This is a genomic window from Citrobacter sp. RHBSTW-00599 (assembly GCF_013784065.1).
Taxonomy (GTDB): domain Bacteria; phylum Pseudomonadota; class Gammaproteobacteria; order Enterobacterales; family Enterobacteriaceae; genus Citrobacter; species Citrobacter braakii.
Genome location: NZ_CP056717.1, coordinates 2516188 through 2537739 on the forward strand (window position 1 = coordinate 2516188; position 21552 = coordinate 2537739).

Below are 21552 nucleotides of genomic sequence, written 5' to 3' on the forward strand. Positions count from 1 at the left end.
CACGATGAAAAAACAGCTTGCAGTGATCCTGGTGGCATTGAGTTTATTCAGTGGCAATGGGTGGGCATTGACCTTGAATGAAGCCAGATCCCAGGGGCGGGTGGGCGAAACGCTTAATGGTTATCTGGTGGCATTGCAAACCGACGCCGAAACGCAGGCGCTGGTGAGTGAGATTAATAAAGCACGCAGCGCCAGCTATCAGCAACTGGCTGAGAGCAATAACATTCCTCCAGATGAAGTGGCGAAAATGGCCGGACAAAAGCTGGTCGCTCGGGCTAAACCGGGGGAGTACGTCCAGGGCATCAATGGTAAGTGGTTGAGAAAATAATAAATCTTCTCTGCACACAACCAGAGAGGCACGACGCTGACTTATTCATCGACATCGCAATAGTTGCCACACGGCATCAAACTGAGGCTGATATAGTTCAACACCGGTCGCGTTGCGGAGTGAAATCATGTGGCTTTTCAAGTGGTATGTCTGGAATCGTTGGATATTCAAGCTGTTAAGCCGGGATGTTGCCGAGCCAGAACAATTTTTGCTGCATTGCTGGGAAGAGAATCTGGCGAAGTGCAGAGATTATGCAACCATCTGGCGTGATATTAACCGCATTCACGGCAAACAGGTGCAGGTAAAGAAGTAAATGCTGGAGAAACCCTCCCACCGGATGGTGAGAGGGTGAATTATCAGGCAGCGACGACGCTGTCGATAGCGGCTTTCGCATCGGACTGCGCTTTGGACGCCACTTCCGGGCCGTACGCAATGCCTTCAGCAAAGACGACGTTCACGTCGGTGATGCCAATAAAGCCCAGGAATACGTTCAGATACGGCGTGATCAGGTCGGTCGGCGTATCTTTATGGATACCACCACGGCTGGTCAACACGACTGCGCGTTTACCCGTCACCAGACCTTCCGGACCTTTCTCGGTATAACGGAAAGTCACACCTGCACGGGCAATCAGATCGAAATAGTTTTTCAGCTGGGTTGGGATGTTGAAGTTATACATCGGCGCGGCGATAACAATCACATCATGCGCTTTCAGCTCAGCAATCAGCTCATCGGACAACGCCAGCGCTTCCTGCTGACGCGGTGTCAGCGGTGCATCGCTCGGGCGCAGCGCACCCACCAGTTCGCCATCCAGTACCGGAACAGGATTTGCAGCCAGGTCACGGACGGTGATTTCATCAGCGGAGTGCTTTTCACGCCACTGTTCAACAAAATAATCAGACAACTGACCAGACTGAGAGTACCCTGCCAGAATACTGGATTTAAGAACTAATACCTTGCTCATGGGTGTTTCCTTTTATGTGTTTGAAGGGGGAGTGCCCCGTTGCTTGTTGACACTTTATTCACAATCCTGTCGCAGTGATAGCGCAATATATCGAATCCTATGTTCGAAATTATTGAACAACACATGAAAAGCGCTGATGTGGTACTCTATACCTATCATCTAAAAGAGATTTAACCCGGCAGAGCACTGCCTTTTAACGCTATGACAGAACAACAAAAATTAACCTTCAACATGTTGCAGCAACAGCTGGATTCACTGATGCTGCGTGACAGACAGCGTTTTGCCCGCCGCCTGCAGGGCGTGAAGAAGGTTAAAAATCCTGATGCACAACAGGCCATTTACCAGGAGATGGCAAAAGAGATTGATCACGCTGCAGGTAAAGTTGTGCTGCGTGAAGCCGCGCGTCCGGTCATCAGCTACCCGGAAAACCTGCCCGTCAGTCAGAAAAAACAGGATATTCTGGAAGCGATCCGCGATAACCAGGTGGTGATTGTCGCTGGGGAAACGGGATCAGGGAAAACCACTCAGTTACCCAAAATCTGTATGGAGCTCGGGCGCGGGGTAAAAGGGCTGATCGGCCATACCCAGCCGCGTCGTCTGGCGGCGCGTACCGTGGCGAACCGTATTGCAGAAGAGCTGCAAACCGAGCCGGGCGGTTGTATCGGTTATAAAGTCCGTTTTAGCGATCATGTCAGCGACAACACCATGGTTAAGCTGATGACGGACGGTATCCTGCTGGCGGAAATCCAACAGGATCGGCTGCTGATGCAGTACGACACCATCATCATCGATGAAGCGCATGAGCGCAGCCTGAATATCGATTTTCTGCTCGGCTATCTGAAAGAACTTCTGCCGCGCCGTCCGGATCTAAAAATTATCATCACTTCGGCGACCATCGATCCGGAGCGTTTTTCAAAGCATTTCAATAATGCACCGATTATCGAAGTCTCTGGTCGAACCTATCCGGTGGAAGTTCGCTATCGTCCAATTGTTGAAGACGCAGATGACACCGAGCGTGACCAATTGCAGGCAATTTTTGATGCCGTAGATGAGTTAGGCCGTGAAAGTCAGGGCGACATTTTGATCTTCATGAGCGGCGAGCGCGAAATCCGCGATACCGCCGATGCGCTGAATAAGCTGGATTTGCGCCATACCGAAGTGCTACCGCTTTATGCGCGTCTTTCCAACAGCGAGCAGAACCGTGTGTTCCAGTCGCACAGCGGTCGCCGTATCGTGCTGGCGACCAACGTGGCGGAAACCTCGCTGACCGTTCCGGGGATCAAGTATGTGATTGATCCGGGTACTGCGCGTATCAGCCGTTACAGTTACCGCACCAAAGTTCAGCGCTTGCCGATTGAACCGGTGTCGCAGGCCTCTGCCAACCAGCGTAAAGGCCGTTGCGGTCGTGTTTCGGAGGGGATCTGTATTCGTCTGTATTCTGAAGACGATTTCCTGTCGCGCCCGGAGTTTACCGACCCGGAGATCCTGCGTACCAACCTGGCGTCCGTTATTTTGCAGATGACTGCCTTGGGGCTGGGCGATATCGCGGCGTTTCCGTTTGTTGAAGCGCCGGATAAACGTAACATTCAGGACGGTGTACGCCTGCTCGAAGAACTGGGGGCAATAACCACCGACGAACAGGCAACCGCTTACAAACTGACGCCATTGGGCCGTCAGCTCTCGCAACTGCCGGTGGATCCACGTCTGGCGCGCATGGTGCTGGAAGCGCAAAAACATGGCTGCGTACGTGAGGCGATGATTATCACCTCGGCGCTGTCTATTCAGGATCCGCGCGAGCGCCCGATGGATAAGCAGCAGGCCTCCGACGAGAAGCATCGCCGTTTCCACGACAAAGAGTCTGATTTCCTCGCATTTGTGAATCTGTGGAACTATCTCGGCGAGCAGCAGAAAGCGCTGTCGTCAAACCAGTTCCGTCGTCAGTGCAAACTTGATTTTCTGAACTACCTGCGCGTGCGTGAATGGCAGGATATCTACACGCAACTGCGTCAGGTGGTGAAAGAGTTAGGGATTCCTGTTAACAGCGAACCCGCTGAATACAGAGAGATCCACGTCGCGTTGCTGACCGGTTTACTGTCACATATTGGGATGAAAGATGCCGATAAACAGGAATTTACCGGGGCGCGTAACGCTCGCTTCTCGATCTTCCCGGGCTCTGGTCTATTTAAAAAACCGCCGAAGTGGACGATGGTAGCGGAGCTGGTGGAAACCAGCCGCCTGTGGGGACGTATTGCTGCACGTATCGATCCTGAATGGGTCGAACCGGTTGCCCAGCATCTGATCAAACGTTCATACAGTGAACCGCACTGGGAACGTGCGCAGGGCGCAGTGATGGCAACAGAAAAGGTTACCGTCTACGGTTTACCGATTGTTGCAGCCCGTAAGGTGAACTACAGCCAGATCGATCCCGCGTTGTCGCGTGAACTGTTCATCCGCCATGCTCTGGTGGAAGGCGACTGGCAAACGCGCCATGCGTTTTTCCGTGACAATTTGAAGTTACGCGCAGAGGTGGAAGAGTTAGAGCACAAATCGCGCCGTCGCGACATTCTGGTTGATGATGAGACGCTATTTGAGTTTTACGACCAACGCATCAGCCATGATGTAGTCTCCGCGCGTCACTTTGACAGCTGGTGGAAAAAGATCAGCCGTGAAACGCCGGATCTGCTCAACTTTGAAAAGAGCATGCTCATCAAAGAGGGCGCGGAAAAAATCAGTAAGCTGGATTACCCGAACTTCTGGCATCAGGGCAATCTCAAACTACGGTTAAGTTACCAGTTCGAACCCGGGGCCGATGCGGACGGTGTGACCGTGCATATTCCGCTCCCGCTGCTCAATCAGATCGAAGAGAGCGGTTTTGAATGGCAAATTCCGGGGCTGCGCCGTGAACTGGTGATCGCCCTGATTAAGTCTTTGCCGAAACCGGTACGACGCAACTTTGTGCCCGCGCCGAACTATGCGGAAGCGTTTTTAGGCCGCGTGACGCCGCTGGAACTGCCGCTGCTGGACTCGCTGGAGCGTGAACTGCGCCGCATGACCGGCGTGACCGTTGACCGTGAAGACTGGCATTGGGATCAGGTGCCCGATCACCTAAAAATCACCTTCCGGGTAGTGGATGATAAGAACAAAAAGCTGCAGGAAGGACGTTCGCTGCAGGATCTGAAAGACGCACTGAAGGGTAAAGTTCAGGAAACATTGTCTGCGGTGGCGGATGACGGTATCGAACAGAGCGGGTTGCACATCTGGAGCTTCGGTCAGCTTCCGGAGAGTTACGAGCAAAAACGCGGTAACTATAAGGTCAAAGCCTGGCCAGCGCTGGTGGATGAGCGTGATAGCGTTGCCATCAAACTGTTTGATAACCCGCTGGAGCAACAGCAGGCGATGTGGTGCGGTTTACGCCGCCTGTTGTTACTGAATATTCCTTCACCAATCAAATATTTGCATGAGAAACTGCCCAACAAAGCCAAGCTGGGGCTGTATTTTAACCCGTACGGTAAAGTGCTGGATTTGATTGACGACTGTATATCCTGTGGTGTGGATCAACTGATCGACGCCAACGGTGGTCCGGTGTGGACCGAAGAAGGCTTTGCGGCGCTGCATGAGAAAGTGCGGGCTGAACTGAACGATACGGTGGTGGATATTGCTAAGCAGGTCGAACAGATCCTGACCGCGGTGTTTAATATCAACAAACGTCTGAAAGGGCGCGTGGATATGACCATGGCGCTGGGGCTTGCGGATATCAAATCGCAGATGGGCGGGCTGGTGTACCGTGGATTTGTTACCGGCAATGGTTTCAAGCGTCTGGGCGATACGCTGCGTTATTTGCAGGCTATCGAAAAGCGTCTGGAAAAACTGGCTATCGACCCGCATCGTGACCGTGCGCAGATGCTGAAAGTGGATAGCGTGCAGCAGGCCTGGCAGCAGTGGTTCAATAAACTGCCTCCCGCGCGCCGTGAAGATGACGATGTCAAAGAGATTCGCTGGATGATAGAAGAGCTGCGCGTCAGCTATTTTGCCCAGCAGCTTGGTACGCCGTATCCGATTTCCGATAAACGTATTTTGCAGGCGATGGAGCAAATTTCGGGATAAATCGGTACCAGACAGCATACCGGGTAAGGTGACGTCACCGCCCGGTATGCAACCCGATAAAGTATTAAGATCAGGAGTCATGAGTATGAGCCAGTTTCCGACACTTTCCGCAACCACGCTTGCGGCGATCAATACCGTTGGGCGATGGTTGGCGCAGAATGATTTTACGGGGAATATCACCGTTCAGTCAGATTGCGTGATTCTGGCAGGGAACGCGGTTATTCCGACCATCGACGCCGCCTGCCGGATCGCGAAAGAGCAACAGGTTCCCTTGTTGATTAGCGGTGGCATCGGTCACTCCACACGATTTTTGTATGACGCGATTGCAGAGCATCCTCGTTACAACATCATTCGTACCACCGGGCGCGCGGAAGCAGCGATCCTTGCCGATATCGCACATCAGTTCTGGCAAATCCCGGGGGAGAAGATTTGGGTGGAAGACCAGTCAACAAACTGCGGTGAGAATGCCCGTTTTAGCTGTGCATTATTGAATCAGGCGACGGAAAGTATTCATACCGTCATTGTGGTACAGGATCCCACTATGCAACGTCGCACGATGGCAACCTTTCAGCGCGTAACCCGCGATGAGCCGCATGCGCCGCGCTGGTTGAGTTTCCCTGGATTCATCCCTGAGCTGGCCCAACAGCAAGACGGCGTGGATTTTGTGCCAGCAGCAGAAGGTTTGTGGTCAGTGGATCGCTATCTGTCTCTCGTTACCGGTGAGCTTCCTCGCCTGCGTGATGATGCCACCGGTTATGGGCCGTGCGGCCGCGATTTTATCGCCCATGTTGATATTCCTCAGAACGTTGAGCAAGCCTGGCAGCAGTTGCAAAATGACATCGTGCTGACTGACTTACTGGAGAGCCGCTCTCTGTAATTCCTGTTGCCCGTTTGTCGGCGTTTTGCGGCAAACGGGCAAAAATCACACCTGTTTTTTCCCTTCATCATCACTTTGCCAGACGCTTTTATGAAGCCGCTCACAGAACAGCCACTCCAGCCATAATACGACCTGCATGATTGATATTAATTAACAATAGTTTTACTTGTTAAAAACAAATCAATCACAGGAGAGCCGCATGTCAGTACCCGTACAACATCCTATGTATATCGATGGGCAGTTTGTGACCTGGCACGATGATGCCTGGATTGATGTCGTCAATCCTGCCACGGAAGAGGTGATCTCGCGTATTCCCGATGGACGTGCCGAGGATGCGTGTAAAGCGATCGATGCTGCACAGCGCGCTCAGCCGCAATGGGAAGCGCTGCCCGCCATTGAACGGGCGAACTGGTTACGCAAAATTTCTGCGGGTATCCGTCAGCGAGCCAGTGAAATCAGCGCGCTGATTGTGGCGGAGGGTGGAAAAATACAGCAACTGGCTGAGGTCGAAGTCTCGTTTACCGCCGACTATATCGATTACATGGCGGAGTGGGCGCGTCGCTATGAAGGCGAGATCCTGCAAAGCGATCGTCCGGGCGAGAATATTCTGCTGTTTAAGCGCGCTTTGGGCGTGACTACGGGCATTCTGCCGTGGAACTTTCCATTTTTCCTGATTGCCCGCAAACTGGCTCCCGCACTGTTGACGGGTAATACCATTGTCATTAAGCCGAGTGAATTTACACCGAATAACGCCATCGCCTTTGCCAAAATTGTTGATGATATTGGCTTGCCGCGCGGCGTATTTAATCTGGTACTGGGACGTGGTGAAACGGTCGGTCAGGCGCTGGCCGCAAACCCGAAGGTGGCCATGGTGAGCATGACCGGTAGCGTCGGGGCGGGTGAGAAAATTATGGCTGCGGCGGCTAAAAATATCACCAAAGTTTGTCTGGAGTTGGGCGGCAAGGCCCCGGCTATCGTGATGGATGATGCCGATCTTGAACTGGCCGTAAAGGCAATTGTTGACTCGCGGGTGATCAACACCGGACAGGTATGCAACTGTGCCGAGCGCGTGTACGTTCAGAAAGGTATTTATGACCAATTCGTCAATCGTCTGGGCGAGGCGATGAAAGCCGTGCAGTTTGGCAATCCGGCTGAGCGCAATGATATTGCAATGGGGCCGCTGATTAACGCCGCTGCGCTGGAGCGTGTAGAGCAGAAAGTTGCACGAGCGGTGCAGGAAGGCGCCAGAGTGGTGCTGGGCGGTAAGGCCGTTTCCGGCAAAGGGTATTACTATCCACCGACGTTACTGTTAGACGTGCGCCAGGAGATGGCGATTATGCACGAGGAGACGTTTGGTCCGGTGCTTCCGGTGGTAGCGTTTGATACGCTGGAACAGGCGCTGAAGATGGCCAATGACAGCGATTACGGTCTGACCTCATCGATCTATACGCAGAATCTGAATACGGCGATGAAGGCGATTAAAGGGCTGAAGTTTGGCGAAACCTATATTAATCGTGAAAACTTCGAGGCGATGCAGGGCTTTCATGCTGGCTGGCGCAAGTCCGGGATTGGCGGGGCTGACGGTAAACACGGTCTGAACGAATATCTGCAAACGCAGGTGGTGTATCTGCAGTCCTAAGTTTTCGCCGGGTGAGCCTGTACGCCACCCGGCGCAATTCTCACACTTTGCTGGCGATCCATAAGAATAAGCCGGGTGAGCAAAAGTTAATGAATTTTTAACAAAAGCCCGTTATGGTGACGCATTATTGTTTTTATTCAGGAAGTGTTATGGGGAATAAGTATTCTGGCCTGCAAATTGGCATTCACTGGCTGGTCTTTTTGTTGGTCATTGTGGCCTACAGCGCTATGGAGTTTCGCGGATTTTTCCCGCGCAGCTATCGTCCCTTATTTAACATGGTGCACGTATCCTGTGGCATCACTATTTTAACGCTGATGGTGGCGCGTCTGCTGGTCAGGCTAAAATATCCGGCACCGCCGATTGTGCCAAAACCGAAGCCGATGATGACCGGAATGGCGCATCTGGGGCATCTGGTTATCTATCTGCTGTTTATTGTTCTGCCGATTATTGGACTGGTGATGATGTACAACCGGGGTAACCCGTGGATTGCATTCGGCATCGTTATGCCGCATGCGGCAGAGGCCAATTTTGATGTAGTGGATATGCTGAAGTCCTGGCACGTGACGCTGGCAAATCTGGGCTATTTTGTTATTGCTCTGCATGCCGCTGCGGCCCTGATGCACCACTATTTCTGGAAGGACAATACGCTGCTGCGCATGATGCCGCGAAAACGCTCCTGATGTAATGCCCCGCAAATGCGGGGTATTTTTTTAGCCGATTATTTTTCCAGACATCATAAAAACTTACCGACAAGATGGTTAAACAACGTCCAGTTCATCACACTCGCTACTTGATTGCTGCTCTTATTAAAACTACTGTATATAAATACAGTAAATGAGAGGCAGATTATTATGTTGTTTTTCCAGCCTGCGGAACGCCGCGAAATTAAACACTTTCCGTTATTTAGCGATCTTGTGCCCTGCGGTTTTCCATCTCCTGCACAGGACTACGTTGAGAAACGTATCGACCTCAATGACCTGCTGGTACGGCATCCCAGCGCAACCTATTTTGTTAAATCATCTGGCGACTCTATGAGGGGAGCAGGGATCGGCGAGGGTGATTTACTGATTGTCGACAGCGCCAGAAAACCTGCTCATGGAGACATCGTTATTGCCGCCGTTGAGGGCGAATTCACCGTTAAACGCCTGCAATTACATCCGGTTGTGATGCTGAAGCCAGAGAACAGCGCCTACGCGCCGATCATGATTAGCAGCGAGGACACGCTGGATATATTTGGCGTGGTGACATTTATCATTAAAGCAGCGGGCTGATGATGTTTGCACTGGTGGATGTTAACGCGTTTTATGCCAGCTGTGAGTCGGCATTCCGGCCTGATCTGAAAGGGAAGCCCGTTGTCGTTCTTTCAAATAACGATGGCTGCGTTATTGCCAGTAGCGTAGAGGCAAAGGCGCTTGGCGTTAATATGGGCGCTCCGTACTTCAAACAGAAAGATCTGTTCAGGCGCTATGGCGTGTTCTGTTTTAGTTCGAACTACGAACTGTATGCGGATATGAGCAGCAGGGTGATGTCGATTCTGGAGGAGTTGTCGCCACGCGTGGAGATATACAGTATTGATGAAGCCTTTTGTGATTTAACGGGCGTGCGAAACTGCAGGGATCTTACGGATTTTGGTCAGGAAATCAGAGCAACCATTTTGCAGAAAACACGTCTTACGGTTGGGGTCGGTATCGCTCAGACCAAAACCCTGGCCAAACTGGCGAACCATGCGGCCAAAAAGTGGCAGGAACAGACGGGCGGAGTCGTGGATCTCTCAAATATTGAACGCCAGCGTAAGCTGATGGCAGCACTCCCGGTTGATGAAGTTTGGGGCATCGGACGCCGCATCGGCAAAAAACTGGACGTCATGGGCATTAAAACGGTTCTCGACCTGGCGGATACCGATATTCGCTTCATTCGTAAACATTTCAGCGTCGTGCTTGAGCGAACCGTCCGGGAATTGCGTGGTGAACCTTGTCTGGCTCTGGAAGAGTTTGCGCCGGATAAGCAGGAAATTATCTGCTCAAGATCGTTTGGTGAAAAACTCACGGATTACAACGCCATGAGAGAGGCCATTTGCACCTATGCTTCACGTGCTGCGGAAAAGCTGCGCAGAGAACACCAGTACTGCCGGTTTATCTCTACGTTTATCAAAACCAGTCCGTTTGCCCTGAATGAACCTTATTACGGTAACAGCGCATCGATAAAACTGCTGACGCCAACTCAGGATAGCCGGGACATTATTACAGCAGCCACGCGCAGCCTGGACGCCGTTTGGCGAGAGGGGCTACGTTATCAAAAAGCGGGCGTTATGCTGGGGGATTTTTTTAGCTCTGGCGTTGCACAGCTGAATCTTTTTGATAATAACGCCCCGCGGCGTAACAGCGATAAATTGATGGACCTACTGGATACTCTTAATGCTGAACAGGGGAAAGGAACGCTCTACTTTGCCGGGCAAGGGATACAGCAGCCGTGGGCGATGAAGCGAGACATGCTTTCACCACGTTATACAACGAGATACAGTGATTTGCTGCGGGTAAATTGATAGCCAAACAAGGCTTCCGCCCACCTTATTTATACCGGATCAATTATCCTTTCAATGACAGGACGTTGTAAATTGCCAACGATTCCATAACCTTGGATACCTTTCCAGTGCGGCTAAATTAGCGCTCCTTTAATACTTCGATAAGAGACAAAGTTGATATTCAAAAAGTTGGATTGTTGTGAACTCAGGAGTAGGATTATTTCTATCTGATAGAACCAGTTATCGAACTGGCTTATACGAGTTGTTTGTTTTTCACTTACGAAAAGGTGGTGCTGGTAATGAGTACATTCATCATTCGTTTATTATTTTTTTCTCTCTTATGCGGTTCTTTCTCAATACATGCTGAAGAGCAGAACGGTATGAAACTTGAGCGGGTTGTGATAGTGAGTCGTCATGGAGTAAGAGCACCTACGAAGTTCACTCCAATAATGAAAGATGTTACACCCGATCAATGGCCACAATGGGATGTGCCGTTAGGATGGCTAACGCCTCGTGGGGGAGAACTTGTTTCTGAATTAGGTCAGTATCAACGTTTATGGTTCACGAGCAAAGGTCTGTTGAATAATCAAACGTGCCCATCTCCAGGGCAGGTTGCTGTTATTGCAGACACGGATCAACGCACCCGTAAAACGGGTGAGGCGTTTCTGGCTGGGTTAGCACCAAAATGTCAAATTCAAGTGCATTATCAGAAGGATGAAGAAAAAACTGATCCTCTTTTTAATCCGGTAAAAATGGGGAAATGTTCGTTTAACACATTGAAGGTTAAAAACGCTATTCTTGAACGGGCCGGAGGAAATATTGAACTGTATACCCAACGCTATCAATCTTCATTTCGGACCCTGGAAAATGTTTTAAATTTCTCACAATCGGAGACATGTAAGACTACAGAAAAGTCTACGAAATGCACATTACCAGAGGCTTTACCGTCTGAACTTAAGGTAACTCCTGACAACGTATCATTACCTGGTGCCTGGAGTCTTTCTTCCACGCTGACTGAGATATTTCTGTTGCAAGAGGCCCAGGGAATGCCACAGGTAGCCTGGGGGCGTATTACGGGGGAAAAAGAATGGAGAGATTTGTTAAGTCTGCATAACGCTCAGTTTGATCTTTTGCAAAGAACTCCAGAAGTTGCCCGTAGTAGGGCCACACCATTACTCGATATGATAGACACTGCATTATTGACAAATGGTACAACAGAAAACAGGTATGGCATAAAATTACCCGTATCTCTGTTGTTTATTGCTGGTCATGATACCAATCTTGCAAATTTAAGCGGGGCTTTAGATCTTAACTGGTCGCTACCCGGTCAACCCGATAATACCCCTCCTGGTGGGGAGCTTGTATTCGAAAAGTGGAAAAGAACCAGTGATAATACGGATTGGATTCAGGTTTCATTTGTTTATCAGACGCTGAGAGATATGAGGGATATTCAACCGTTGTCGTTAGAAAAACCTGCTGGAAAAGTTGATTTAAAATTAATTGCATGTGAAGAGAAAAATGCTGAGGGAATGTGTTCGTTAAAAAGTTTTTCCAGGCTCATTAAGGAAATTCGCGTGCCAGAGTGTGCAGTTACGGAATAAGTAATTAATTATTATATATAGCGTATTAAAAAATAGAAACCCCCGGTTTGTAGTCGGGGGTATTCGTATTGTTCATAATTACATGAGTCTTTCAATTGCCTGTTCTTTGCGAGTGACAATCCAGTTACGCTGCTCCAGAAAAAATCCGGTCTGTTCAGCGATGCAGAATACATCGACAAAGCGCTCGGTGTTGCGGCTCTAAAACCGCTTTACACGGTGATATGTCCACATATGTCTAAATGTGCTGTTTGTGCAACTCATTAAAGAATAACAAGTTATTTATTTTACAATTAGTTAAAAAGACTGATAGTATACCCCCCTATAGTATTTGGAGGGCATATGCCGCATTCACCCGAAGATAAAAAACGCATTCTCACCCGTGTACGCCGTATTCGCGGTCAGGTTGATGCGCTTGAGCGCGCGCTGGAGTCCGGCGAGCCGTGTTTGGCTATCCTGCAACAAATTGCCGCCGTGCGCGGCGCATCCAATGGCCTGATGGGCGAAATGGTTGAGATCCACCTGAAAGACGAACTGGTCAGCGGGGAAACAACCCCAGACCAGCGTGCCGTGCGCATGGCTGAAATCGGCCATCTTCTGCGTGCTTATCTAAAATAACACCATCACCTCGCAATAATGGGAAGAGACAAATGAAATCACGTGCAGCAGTTGCATTCGGCCCCGGCCAACCGTTAAAAATTGTCGAAATCGATGTCGCACCGCCAAAGAAAGGTGAAGTGCTGGTTAAAATTACCCACACAGGCGTGTGCCATACTGATGCTTTTACGCTCTCAGGCGACGATCCGGAAGGGGTTTTCCCGGCGGTGCTCGGCCATGAAGGTGGCGGCATTGTGGTTGAAGTGGGTGAAGGCGTTACCAGCCTGAAACCGGGCGATCATGTGATCCCGCTATACACCGCAGAATGTGGCGAGTGTAAGTTCTGTAAATCGGGTAAAACTAACCTGTGTCAGGCCGTACGTGCGACCCAGGGCAAAGGTCTGATGCCGGATGGCACAACCCGTTTCTCGTATAACGGCGAGCCGATTTATCACTATATGGGCACCAGCACCTTCAGCGAATACACCGTTTGCGCGGAGATCTCTCTGGCGAAGGTTAACCCGCAGGCTCCGCTGGACAAAGTGTGTCTGCTGGGGTGTGGCGTGACCACCGGTATCGGAGCGGTCCATAACACCGCAAAAGTGAAAGAAGGCGATACCGTCGCCGTATTTGGTCTGGGCGGTATTGGCCTGGCGGTGATTCAGGGCGCGGCGCAGGCGAAAGCCGGGCGTATTCTGGCCGTTGATACCAATCCGGAAAAATTTACGCTGGCAGGTGAAATGGGCGCGACCGATTTCATCAATCCGAAGGATTACGACAAACCGATTCAGGATGTGATTGTCGAGCTTACCGATGGCGGCGTGGACTTTAGTTTCGAATGTATCGGTAACGTTAACGTGATGCGCGCGGCGCTGGAATGCTGCCATAAAGGATGGGGCGAAAGCATCATTATTGGCGTGGCAGGAGCCGGACAAGAGATCAAAACACGTCCGTTCCAGTTAGTTACCGGGCGTGTCTGGCGCGGTTCCGCGTTTGGCGGCGTGAAGGGGCGTACTCAGCTTCCTGGTATGGTTGAAGATGCGATGAGCGGGAAAATTCAGTTGGATCCGTTTATTACCCACCGTTTACCGCTGGAGCAGATTAACGACGCGTTCGATTTAATGCATCAGGGTAAATCCATCCGTACCGTTATCCACTTTGGTGATAACTGATTCATTGGCCAGCGGATTTCTCCGCTGGCACTTTCCTGAATTTTTTAGAATTATGTTGTGAAAGTGTGACGAATCCGGCGCTTTTCACGGTAAGTAAACTTCCCGGATTGCCGATGACTATCTAACGGGCGTGTTTTCACGCATAAACCCTACAAGAGAGTCGACGGTCATGGACAACACTACATCGATGCAAGCCCAGCATAAACTGGGCTTTCTGCATCAAATCCGGCTGGTTCCGCTGTTTTCCTCCATTCTCGGTGGCATCCTTCTGCTGTTCGCCTTAAGTTCCGGACTGGCAAGCTATTTTCTTATGCAGGCCGATCGCGATCAGCGCGACGTAACCGATGAGATTCAGGTCAGGATGGGGTTATCTAACAGCTCTAACCACTTGCGTACCGCGCGTATCAACATGATCCACGCCGGCGCGGCGAGCCGTATTGCCGAAATGGATGACATGAAGGCCAATATCGCCGAGGCAGAAAAACGGATTAAGCAATCGCAGGACGGTTTCAATGCTTATATGTCACGCGCGGTAAAAACGTCTGCCGATGAAGCGTTAGACGCTGAACTGAGCGCCAGCTTCAAAGCCTATACCGACGGCTTACAGCCGATGCTGAAGTACGCTAAAAACGGCATGTTTGAAGCGATCATCAACCATGAAAATGAACAGGCCAGACCGCTGGACTCTGCGTACAACAAGGTGCTGTTAAAGGCGATCGACATTCGTACCACCAGGGCGAATCAGTTAAGCGAACAGGCGCATCAGCGTACACAGCTTGGTATGGCTTTTATGCTGGGCGCATTCGTTCTTGCGCTGGCGCTGACCGTGATGACGTTCATTGTTCTGCGTCGTACCGTCATTCATCCTCTGTTGCGTGCCGCCCAGCGTATTGAGCAAATTTCAGCGGGGGATCTCACCATGCCGGAGGAACCGACCGGGCGCAGCGAAATTGGTCGCCTGAGCCGCCATCTGCAAACAATGCAACGTTCGCTGGGGAAAACGGTAGGCACGGTGCGTCAGGGCGCGGAAGAGATTTATCGCGGTACCAGTGAGATTTCGGCGGGGAACACCGATCTGTCTTCACGTACCGAACAACAGGCTGCGGCGATTGAACAAACGGCGGCCAGCATGGAAGAGTTGACGGCGACGGTGAAGCAAAACGCCGACAACGCGCATCATGCGAGCAAGCTGGCAGAAGATGCCTCCGGTAAGGCCAGTCGGGGCGGTCAGATGGTTTCTGGCGTGGTCAAAACCATGGGCAATATCTCAACGAGTTCGAAGAAAATCTCCGAAATCACAGCCGTTATTAACAGCATTGCTTTCCAGACCAATATTCTGGCGCTGAACGCAGCGGTTGAAGCGGCGCGAGCAGGAGAGCAGGGCCGTGGGTTTGCCGTGGTTGCCAGTGAGGTGCGCACGCTGGCAAGCCGCAGCGCTCAGGCGGCAAAAGAGATTGAAGGATTGATCAGCGAATCAGTCCGACTGATTGACCAGGGCTCCGGAGAAGTGGTCGCAGCGGGCAATACGATGACGGATATTGTCGATGCGGTAAGACGCGTCACCGACATTATGCTGGAAATTGCAGCGGCCTCTGATGAGCAGAGCCGGGGTATCGTCCAGGTGAGTCAGGCAATTTCAGAAATGGATAAGGTAACGCAGCAAAATGCCTCGCTGGTTGAAGAAGCCTCTGCCGCTGCGGCATCGCTGGAAGAGCAGGCGGCGCGCTTAACGGAAGCTGTTGGCACATTCCGTTTAACAGGGACAAGTGCTATTAAACGCGCGCCTGTGACGACAAAGCCTGACCATTCACGCCCGCAGGCGGCAACTGCCAGTGGCGATAACTGGGAAACGTTTTAACAATAAAATCAATTAAGGGACCTGATGGTCCCTTAATTTTTGGCATCAAAACGGTACAGTTTTGCGTATTGCGGCGATCAGGATCTGCGCGGCCTGAGAGAGTTGCACATCGACACGGGTAAGAATGCCGATGGGTTCACCCGCACCGTGGGTGGGTATCGGCAACGACACCAGCGTCGCCTGGCGTAAATCTTCTCTAACCGCGCCTGAAGGGACAAACCACACATAGTCGTAATCGACCGTCAGTTGGCGGGAGAGCGATGCTGAAAGCGTTTCAATACAGCCCGGCGGCATTTTGCAGCCCTGACTTTGCAACAACGCCTCTGCGTGCTGGCGAGGGGCGGTTCCTTTTGGTGAAACCACCACCGGCCACTCCATCACCCGACTCAGCGTGATGGTTTCCTGCAACAACGGGTGGTTAGGGCGCACGACCAGTTTGAGCGATTCCAGAAATAGCAGCTCGTAGTTCAGACCAACCATCAATTCCGGATCGGCCATACGGCCAATGCCGAGATCAATTTCCCCTGACTTTAAACCCGCCAGGATCATGGGATTGCTCATAGTGGCAACCTGCAGCGTGGTCTCCATTTGCTGCTTATGGAACGGGCCAATGACCGCCGGCAGAATGCCAAGGGCCGCGGTGGGTAAGGCGCCAATCCGTACGACATCCGTCTGTGACTCTTCGCGCTGGTTTAAGGCTTGTCCGGCGGTGTTGAGCGCATCCAGCACTCTGACTGCGTGGGTAAGAAACTGTTCTCCGGGCAGCGTTAATTGTGCGCCAAGGCGACCACGCTCAAAGAGCCGGGTACCGGTCAGTTGCTCCAGTTCATTCAGCGTTTTGGAGAGGGCTGGTTGGCTCAGGTTAAGGGTCTCAGCCGCGCGGCCCAACGTTCCCTGCTGTGCAACGGCGACAAAAGTATGAAGGTGGCGCAAGCGAATGCGCTGATTGAACAGAACATTTTTTTCCATAAGCGATGTTAAAAACAGAGTCGTATCGGTGACAAGTGAAGTTGTTCGATTTTGATAACTTGATAGCAAAATATTATTAACATTTATCCTATTTTACTTACAACTGATTTATTTTGCTTATGTTTTGTACAGCGTCACCGGGTGGTGGGATCATGGAAGAGAATCCGTCCAGTCGATATACTTTCGTTATTGTTTGCTTTTGAACCATTCTCTTCACAAGGTACTGATTAATGATAGATGTAATAGGGCACCTTAACCCCGATAGCGATGCCATTTGTACCGCCGCCATGACGGCGCGTTGGCTTACTTTACGTGGCCAGCAGGCGACGGCATGGCGTCTGGGCGAACCTAACCGCGAAACGCAATTTATCTTTGAGCATGCGGGACTGACGATGCCTGAACGGCTGACGTTTGAACTGACCGATCGTGATGTGTGGCTGGTCGATTTCACGGAGCCTGCCCAGGGGCCGGCATCGCTGGCAGAAAGTAACGTCGTGGGAATTATCGATCATCACCGACTCGGTGGATTAGTCACTCGTCTGCCACCTGAAGTATGGGTGAAGCCAGTCGGCAGTAGCGCGACGCTGTTATGGCAACTGATGACGGAAGAGGAGCGCGGCCAGTTGTCTGCCGCTGAGGCCGTTTTATTGCTGGGTGCCGCATTGAGTGACACTGTCACGCTTCGTTCGCCAACGACCACCTCTGACGATCGCCTGGCGGTGGAGGCCCTGGCCCAAAAAACCGGTGTGGATCTCGAGGCGTTTAGTCGCGACCTGCTTTCTGCTAAAACAAGCGTGGAAGGCATGAGCGCTCGCGAGCTTCTGCAGAAAGACATTAAAACCTTCACCATTCATGGACATTCGGTGTGTGTGGCGCAGCTTGAACTGTATGCGCTGCAACAGGTGGATGCGGTGCTGGACGATCTCCGTTTGGAAATGGCGCGCTATGCAGAGGAAAAGAATGCCGCGCTGGTTGTACTGATGCTCACCGATATCAATCTGGGCGACACCAGCCTGTGGTTTGCCGGTCCAGAGCTGTCAGACATCCCGCAGCCCTGTAAGGTGGAAGGGATGCTCAGCCGTAAAAAACAGATGTTGCCCTGGCTGGAAAGTCATTTAAAACCACGCCAGTAGGTTCTGTTCAGCATCTGTAGGGGTGGGAAATTTACGCGGGGTCACACTTTGTAAATTCTTCCCACCGGAGTCAGCGGCGTTTTCTACACTCCAGGTAATATTCACTGGAGGCATGACATTATGGCGAACACCATCACGGCAGATGAGATTCGGGAACAATTTTCGCAGGCAATGTCAGCAATGTACCAGCAGGAAGTCCCGCAATATGGCACGTTGCTGGAACTTGTCGCTGATGTGAATCTGGCGGTACTGGAAAATAATCCTACGCTGCATGAAAAACTGGCGAATGCAGATGAGCTGGCCCGGCTAAACGTTGAGCGCCACGGCGCCATTCGGGTGGGCACTGCGCAGGAGCTTTCTACGCTACGCCGGATGTTTGCCATTATGGGCATGTATCCGGTGAGTTATTACGATCTCTCCCAGGCCGGTGTTCCCGTGCATTCCACCGCGTTTCGTCCCATTGACGATGCGTCGCTTTCGCGCAACCCGTTTCGGGTATTCACCTCGTTATTGCGGCTCGAATTAATCGAAAACGCCGCGCTACGGCAAAAAGCCGCGGAGATCCTCGCGAAACGCGATATTTTCACCCGTCGTTGTCACGAACTATTGGATGAGTTTGATGTGCAGGGCAGTTTTACGTCTGAGCAGGCGCAGGAGTTTGTGCAAGAAGCGCTGGAAACTTTCCGCTGGCATCAGCATGCCACGGTCGATGAGGCGACCTATCACGCATTGCACAATGAGCACCGGCTGATTGCTGATGTGGTGTGTTTCCCTGGGTGTCATATCAACCATCTGACGCCGCGTACGCTGGATATCGACCGGGTTCAGTCGATGATGCCGGAGTGCGGCATTGAACCCAAAATACTGATTGAAGGGCCGCCGCGCCGCGAGGTGCCCATTTTATTGCGCCAGACCAGTTTTAAAGCGCTGGAAGAGCCGGTGTTATTTGCCGGTGAAATGCGTGGCACTCACACGGCGCGTTTTGGTGAAATCGAACAGCGCGGCGTGGCCCTGACGCCGAAAGGCAGAGCGTTGTACGACGAATTGCTGAATAAAGCGGGAACGGGAAAAGACAACCTGACGCATCAGCTGCATTTGCAGGAGGTGTTCAAAGCATTCCCGGACAGCGAATTTCTGCTGCGCCAGCAGGGGCTTGCCTGGTTCCGCTACCGGCTGACGCCGTCGGGCGAGGCGCATCGACAGGCGATTCGCCCGGATGACGACCCGCAGCCGCTCATTGAGCGGGGCTGGCTGGTTGCTCAGCCCATTACCTACGAAGATTTTTTACCGGTGAGCGCCGCGGGGATTTTCCAGTCTAATCTGGGGAATGAAACTCAGGCCCGTAGCCACGGTAATTCCAGCCGCGACGCGTTTGAACAGGCGCTGGGGTGTGCGGTTTATGATGAGTTTGCGCTGTATCAGGAGGCGCAAGATCGCAGTAAACGGCGGTGTGGTTTACTTTAATTGAATTTACATGGGATTCGGTCTGTTCCCATCGACATAAAATATTTTCGATTTTGTACAGATAATCGGCGACCAACAATTGGATTATTAATGAATTTTGTCTAGAGTGAGCGGTCAGAAATGTGCACTCTCTTGCCGCTGATTATGGCCGGCGCGGGACCATTTACACGACCAGAAGGACTTACTTTCAGGCATGAATCGCAGACGATTTATTAAAGGTTCAATGGCAATGGCCGCCGTGTGCGGAACCAGTGGTATTGCATCACTCTTTTCCAGCGCCGCCTTTGCGGCAGAGTCTGACATTGCAGACGGAAAAACCGTACGTTTTGATTTTTCCGTTCTGCAATCGATGGCCCATGACTTAGCACAGAAGCCCTGGGGCGGCGCACCGCGCGCGTTACCTGACACGCTGGCCAAACTGACGCCTCAGGCCTACAACAGCATTCAATATGACGCAGAGCAGTCTCTGTGGAACAATGTTGAAAATCGTCAGCTTGATGCGCAGTTCTTCCATGTGGGAATGGGCTTTCGTCGCCGCGTACGCATGTTCTCGGTTGATGGCAGCACGCATATGGCGCGCGAAATCCACTTCCGTCCGGAACTGTTTAAATACAATGATGCGGGTGTGGATACCAAACAGCTGGAAGGGCAGACTGACCTCGGGTTCGCCGGGTTCCGCGTGTTTAAAGCGCCAGAATTAGCCCGTCGCGATATCGTTTCTTTCCTGGGCGCCAGCTATTTCCGCGCCGTGGATGACACCTATCAGTACGGTTTATCGGCCCGCGGTCTGGCGGTAGATACCTACACCGACAGCAAAGAAGAGTTTCCTGATTTCACCTCTTTCTGGTTCGAAACGGTCAAACCGGGCGCAACCTCCTTTACCGTGTATGCGCTTCTCGACAGCCCCAGCGTAACCGGTGCATTTAAGTTCGTGATCCACTGCGAGAAAACGCAGGTGATCATGGATGTACAAAATTACATCTATGCGCGCAAAGACATCAAGCAGCTCGGTATTGCACCGATGACCAGCATGTTTAGCTGCGGCAACAACGAACGTCGGATGTGTGACACCATTCACCCGCAAATTCATGATTCCGACCGTCTGGCGATGTGGCGGGGCAATGGCGAGTGGATCTGCCGCCCGCTGAATAACCCGCAAAAACTGCAGTTCAACGCCTATACCGATAACAACCCGAAAGGGTTTGGCTTGCTGCAGCTCGATCGCGACTTCTCCCATTACCAGGATATCATGGGCTGGTACAACAAGCGTCCGAGCCTGTGGGTCGAACCGCGTAACCAGTGGGGCAAGGGGACTATCGGCCTGATGGAGATCCCGACGACCGGCGAAACGCTGGATAACGTCGTCTGCTTCTGGCAGCCTGAAAGGTCGATCAAAGCGGGCGATGATCTGGAATTCAAATATCGCCTGTACTGGAGTGCTCAGCCGCCGGTGCGTTCACCGCTGGCTCGCGTGATGGCGACCCGAACAGGCATGGGCGGCTTCCCGGAAGGATGGGCGCCGGGCGAGCACTACCCGGAAAAATGGGCGCGACGTTTTGCTGTTGATTTCGTTGGTGGCGATCTAAAAGCCGCCGCGCCGAAGGGTATTGAACCGGTGATTACGCTCTCCAGCGGTGAAGCGAAACAGATTGAGATCCTTTACGTGGAACCTATCGACGGTTATCGCATTCAGTTTGACTGGTATCCGACCTCTGACTCAAACGATCCGGTAGATATGCGTATGTTCCTGCGTTGTCAGGGCGACGCCATCAGTGAAACCTGGCTGTATCAGTACTTCCCGCCAGCGCCTGATAAACGTCAGTACGTTGACGACCGCGAGATGCGTTAATCACTCCCTTTACGGCTCTCCGAATGGGGAGCCGTATCTGTAATCCTCTTCACAACCATTCTGTACACTATTTACTCGATCCCGTTCGCATTTTTCTGTAAGTCAAGTGGGTACTCTGGAGGTGTGTATTTCTTATACACGTTCTTTTCCACTAACAGGGAGAAAGTATGTTTCCAGAATACAGAGACCTTATTTCCCGACTGAAATCCGAGAACCCTCGCTTTCTGTCCTTATTCGAAAAACACAACAGCCTTGATCATGAGATCTCCAGACTGGAAGGTTCGGATGGTCGGGGGTATAGTTTGGACATTGTTCGCCTTAAGAAACAGAAACTCCACCTGAAGGAAGATCTGCTCAAAATATTGCAAAAAGAGAGTGTCAGTGAGAGCTAAGTAAAACGGCGCTTGCTGTGTAAAAGGGCTTCCAAAAGGGAGCCCTTCCTGTTTTTATTTGATGAGCAGGGTGGCCTGCTTAACCATCA

General features: G+C 51.7%; 18 protein-coding genes. 16 read left to right on the forward strand and 2 right to left on the reverse strand.

Annotated features, from left to right (window positions below):
- Positions 1-4: 4 nt before the first annotated feature.
- Positions 5-328 (forward strand): YdbL family protein, encoded by a 324-nt coding sequence (locus tag HV243_RS12305; protein ID WP_016156611.1) that lies wholly within the window; start codon positions 5-7, stop codon positions 326-328.
- 127 nt (positions 329-455) lie between these two features.
- The gene (locus HV243_RS12310; protein ID WP_016153181.1) at positions 456-641 is read left to right on the forward strand and encodes a hypothetical protein; all 186 of its coding nucleotides are present in this window, start codon (positions 456-458) and stop codon (positions 639-641) included.
- Between the two features lie 43 nt (positions 642-684).
- Here the strand turns inward: HV243_RS12310 and azoR are convergent, their stop codons facing one another.
- Positions 685-1290, reverse strand: a complete 606-nt coding sequence (gene azoR, locus HV243_RS12315; protein ID WP_006684422.1) for an FMN-dependent NADH-azoreductase — start codon at positions 1288-1290, stop codon at positions 685-687.
- A 201-nt stretch (positions 1291-1491) separates the two neighbouring features.
- Between azoR and hrpA the strand changes: the two genes are divergently transcribed.
- From hrpA to HV243_RS12365, 10 genes are all read left to right on the forward strand, one after another.
- Positions 1492-5394, forward strand: coding sequence for an ATP-dependent RNA helicase HrpA (gene hrpA / locus HV243_RS12320; protein ID WP_047498566.1), 3903 nt, complete (start codon positions 1492-1494; stop codon positions 5392-5394).
- 85 nt (positions 5395-5479) lie between these two features.
- Positions 5480-6271 carry a YdcF family protein gene (locus HV243_RS12325; protein WP_053389638.1) on the forward strand — a complete coding sequence of 264 codons (792 nt, stop codon included), beginning with the start codon at positions 5480-5482 and terminating at the stop codon, positions 6269-6271.
- Positions 6272-6470: 199 nt separating this feature from the next.
- Positions 6471-7910: an aldehyde dehydrogenase gene (gene aldA / locus HV243_RS12330; RefSeq protein ID WP_053389637.1), complete on the forward strand. Its 1440-nt coding sequence runs from the start codon at positions 6471-6473 to the stop codon at positions 7908-7910.
- A gap of 149 nt (positions 7911-8059) precedes the next feature.
- Entirely contained in the window at positions 8060-8590 is a 531-nt protein-coding gene (gene cybB / locus HV243_RS12335; protein WP_019076843.1) for a cytochrome b561, read from the forward strand.
- A 171-nt stretch (positions 8591-8761) separates the two neighbouring features.
- Positions 8762-9181, forward strand: a complete 420-nt coding sequence (locus HV243_RS12340; RefSeq protein ID WP_016153176.1) for a translesion error-prone DNA polymerase V autoproteolytic subunit — start codon at positions 8762-8764, stop codon at positions 9179-9181.
- 2 nt (positions 9182-9183) lie between these two features.
- Entirely contained in the window at positions 9184-10452 is a 1269-nt protein-coding gene (locus tag HV243_RS12345; protein ID WP_047499135.1) for a Y-family DNA polymerase, read from the forward strand.
- Between the two features lie 278 nt (positions 10453-10730).
- Positions 10731-12032, forward strand: a complete 1302-nt coding sequence (locus HV243_RS12350; protein WP_053389636.1) for an AppA family phytase/histidine-type acid phosphatase — start codon at positions 10731-10733, stop codon at positions 12030-12032.
- Positions 12033-12371: 339 nt separating this feature from the next.
- Positions 12372-12647 (forward strand): metal/formaldehyde-sensitive transcriptional repressor, encoded by a 276-nt coding sequence (locus tag HV243_RS12355; protein WP_003833178.1) that lies wholly within the window; start codon positions 12372-12374, stop codon positions 12645-12647.
- A 32-nt stretch (positions 12648-12679) separates the two neighbouring features.
- Positions 12680-13798, forward strand: a complete 1119-nt coding sequence (locus HV243_RS12360; RefSeq protein ID WP_016153173.1) for an S-(hydroxymethyl)glutathione dehydrogenase/class III alcohol dehydrogenase — start codon at positions 12680-12682, stop codon at positions 13796-13798.
- Between the two features lie 169 nt (positions 13799-13967).
- Positions 13968-15656, forward strand: a complete 1689-nt coding sequence (locus tag HV243_RS12365; RefSeq protein WP_053389635.1) for a methyl-accepting chemotaxis protein — start codon at positions 13968-13970, stop codon at positions 15654-15656.
- A gap of 45 nt (positions 15657-15701) precedes the next feature.
- Here the strand turns inward: HV243_RS12365 and pcaQ are convergent, their stop codons facing one another.
- Positions 15702-16625: a pca operon transcription factor PcaQ gene (gene pcaQ, locus HV243_RS12370; RefSeq protein WP_003020288.1), complete on the reverse strand. Its 924-nt coding sequence runs from the start codon at positions 16623-16625 to the stop codon at positions 15702-15704.
- 230 nt (positions 16626-16855) lie between these two features.
- On the opposite strand from pcaQ, the gene HV243_RS12375 reads away from it, so the two are divergent.
- The 4 genes from HV243_RS12375 to HV243_RS12390 all read left to right on the forward strand — a co-directional run bounded on the left by HV243_RS12375 (position 16856) and on the right by HV243_RS12390 (position 21463).
- Positions 16856-17758 (forward strand): manganese-dependent inorganic pyrophosphatase, encoded by a 903-nt coding sequence (locus tag HV243_RS12375; protein ID WP_053389634.1) that lies wholly within the window; start codon positions 16856-16858, stop codon positions 17756-17758.
- Between the two features lie 120 nt (positions 17759-17878).
- On the forward strand, positions 17879-19222 hold the full coding sequence (locus tag HV243_RS12380; RefSeq protein WP_053389633.1) for a VOC family protein: 1344 nt from the start codon (positions 17879-17881) through the stop codon (positions 19220-19222).
- Positions 19223-19415: 193 nt separating this feature from the next.
- Positions 19416-21071: a glucan biosynthesis protein gene (locus tag HV243_RS12385; protein WP_053389632.1), complete on the forward strand. Its 1656-nt coding sequence runs from the start codon at positions 19416-19418 to the stop codon at positions 21069-21071.
- A gap of 167 nt (positions 21072-21238) precedes the next feature.
- Complete coding sequence (locus tag HV243_RS12390; RefSeq protein ID WP_003833168.1) at positions 21239-21463, forward strand: YdcH family protein; 225 nt, start codon at positions 21239-21241, stop codon at positions 21461-21463.
- Positions 21464-21552: the final 89 nt, after the last annotated feature.

Bases quoted from the DNA above. Each gene is read 5' to 3' on its own strand.
- HV243_RS12305 (WP_016156611.1), top strand. From the start codon at position 5: ATGAAAAAACAGCTTGCAGTGATCCTGGTGGCATTGAGTTTATTCAGT.
- HV243_RS12310 (WP_016153181.1), top strand. From the start codon at position 456: ATGTGGCTTTTCAAGTGGTATGTCTGGAATCGTTGGATATTCAAGCTG.
- azoR (WP_006684422.1), bottom strand. From the start codon at position 1,290: ATGAGCAAGGTATTAGTTCTTAAATCCAGTATTCTGGCAGGGTACTCT.
- hrpA (WP_047498566.1), top strand. From the start codon at position 1,492: ATGACAGAACAACAAAAATTAACCTTCAACATGTTGCAGCAACAGCTG.
- HV243_RS12325 (WP_053389638.1), top strand. From the start codon at position 5,480: ATGAGCCAGTTTCCGACACTTTCCGCAACCACGCTTGCGGCGATCAAT.
- aldA (WP_053389637.1), top strand. From the start codon at position 6,471: ATGTCAGTACCCGTACAACATCCTATGTATATCGATGGGCAGTTTGTG.
- cybB (WP_019076843.1), top strand. From the start codon at position 8,060: ATGGGGAATAAGTATTCTGGCCTGCAAATTGGCATTCACTGGCTGGTC.
- HV243_RS12340 (WP_016153176.1), top strand. From the start codon at position 8,762: ATGTTGTTTTTCCAGCCTGCGGAACGCCGCGAAATTAAACACTTTCCG.
- HV243_RS12345 (WP_047499135.1), top strand. From the start codon at position 9,184: ATGTTTGCACTGGTGGATGTTAACGCGTTTTATGCCAGCTGTGAGTCG.
- HV243_RS12350 (WP_053389636.1), top strand. From the start codon at position 10,731: ATGAGTACATTCATCATTCGTTTATTATTTTTTTCTCTCTTATGCGGT.
- HV243_RS12355 (WP_003833178.1), top strand. From the start codon at position 12,372: ATGCCGCATTCACCCGAAGATAAAAAACGCATTCTCACCCGTGTACGC.
- HV243_RS12360 (WP_016153173.1), top strand. From the start codon at position 12,680: ATGAAATCACGTGCAGCAGTTGCATTCGGCCCCGGCCAACCGTTAAAA.
- HV243_RS12365 (WP_053389635.1), top strand. From the start codon at position 13,968: ATGGACAACACTACATCGATGCAAGCCCAGCATAAACTGGGCTTTCTG.
- pcaQ (WP_003020288.1), bottom strand. From the start codon at position 16,625: ATGGAAAAAAATGTTCTGTTCAATCAGCGCATTCGCTTGCGCCACCTT.
- HV243_RS12375 (WP_053389634.1), top strand. From the start codon at position 16,856: ATGATAGATGTAATAGGGCACCTTAACCCCGATAGCGATGCCATTTGT.
- HV243_RS12380 (WP_053389633.1), top strand. From the start codon at position 17,879: ATGGCGAACACCATCACGGCAGATGAGATTCGGGAACAATTTTCGCAG.
- HV243_RS12385 (WP_053389632.1), top strand. From the start codon at position 19,416: ATGAATCGCAGACGATTTATTAAAGGTTCAATGGCAATGGCCGCCGTG.
- HV243_RS12390 (WP_003833168.1), top strand. From the start codon at position 21,239: ATGTTTCCAGAATACAGAGACCTTATTTCCCGACTGAAATCCGAGAAC.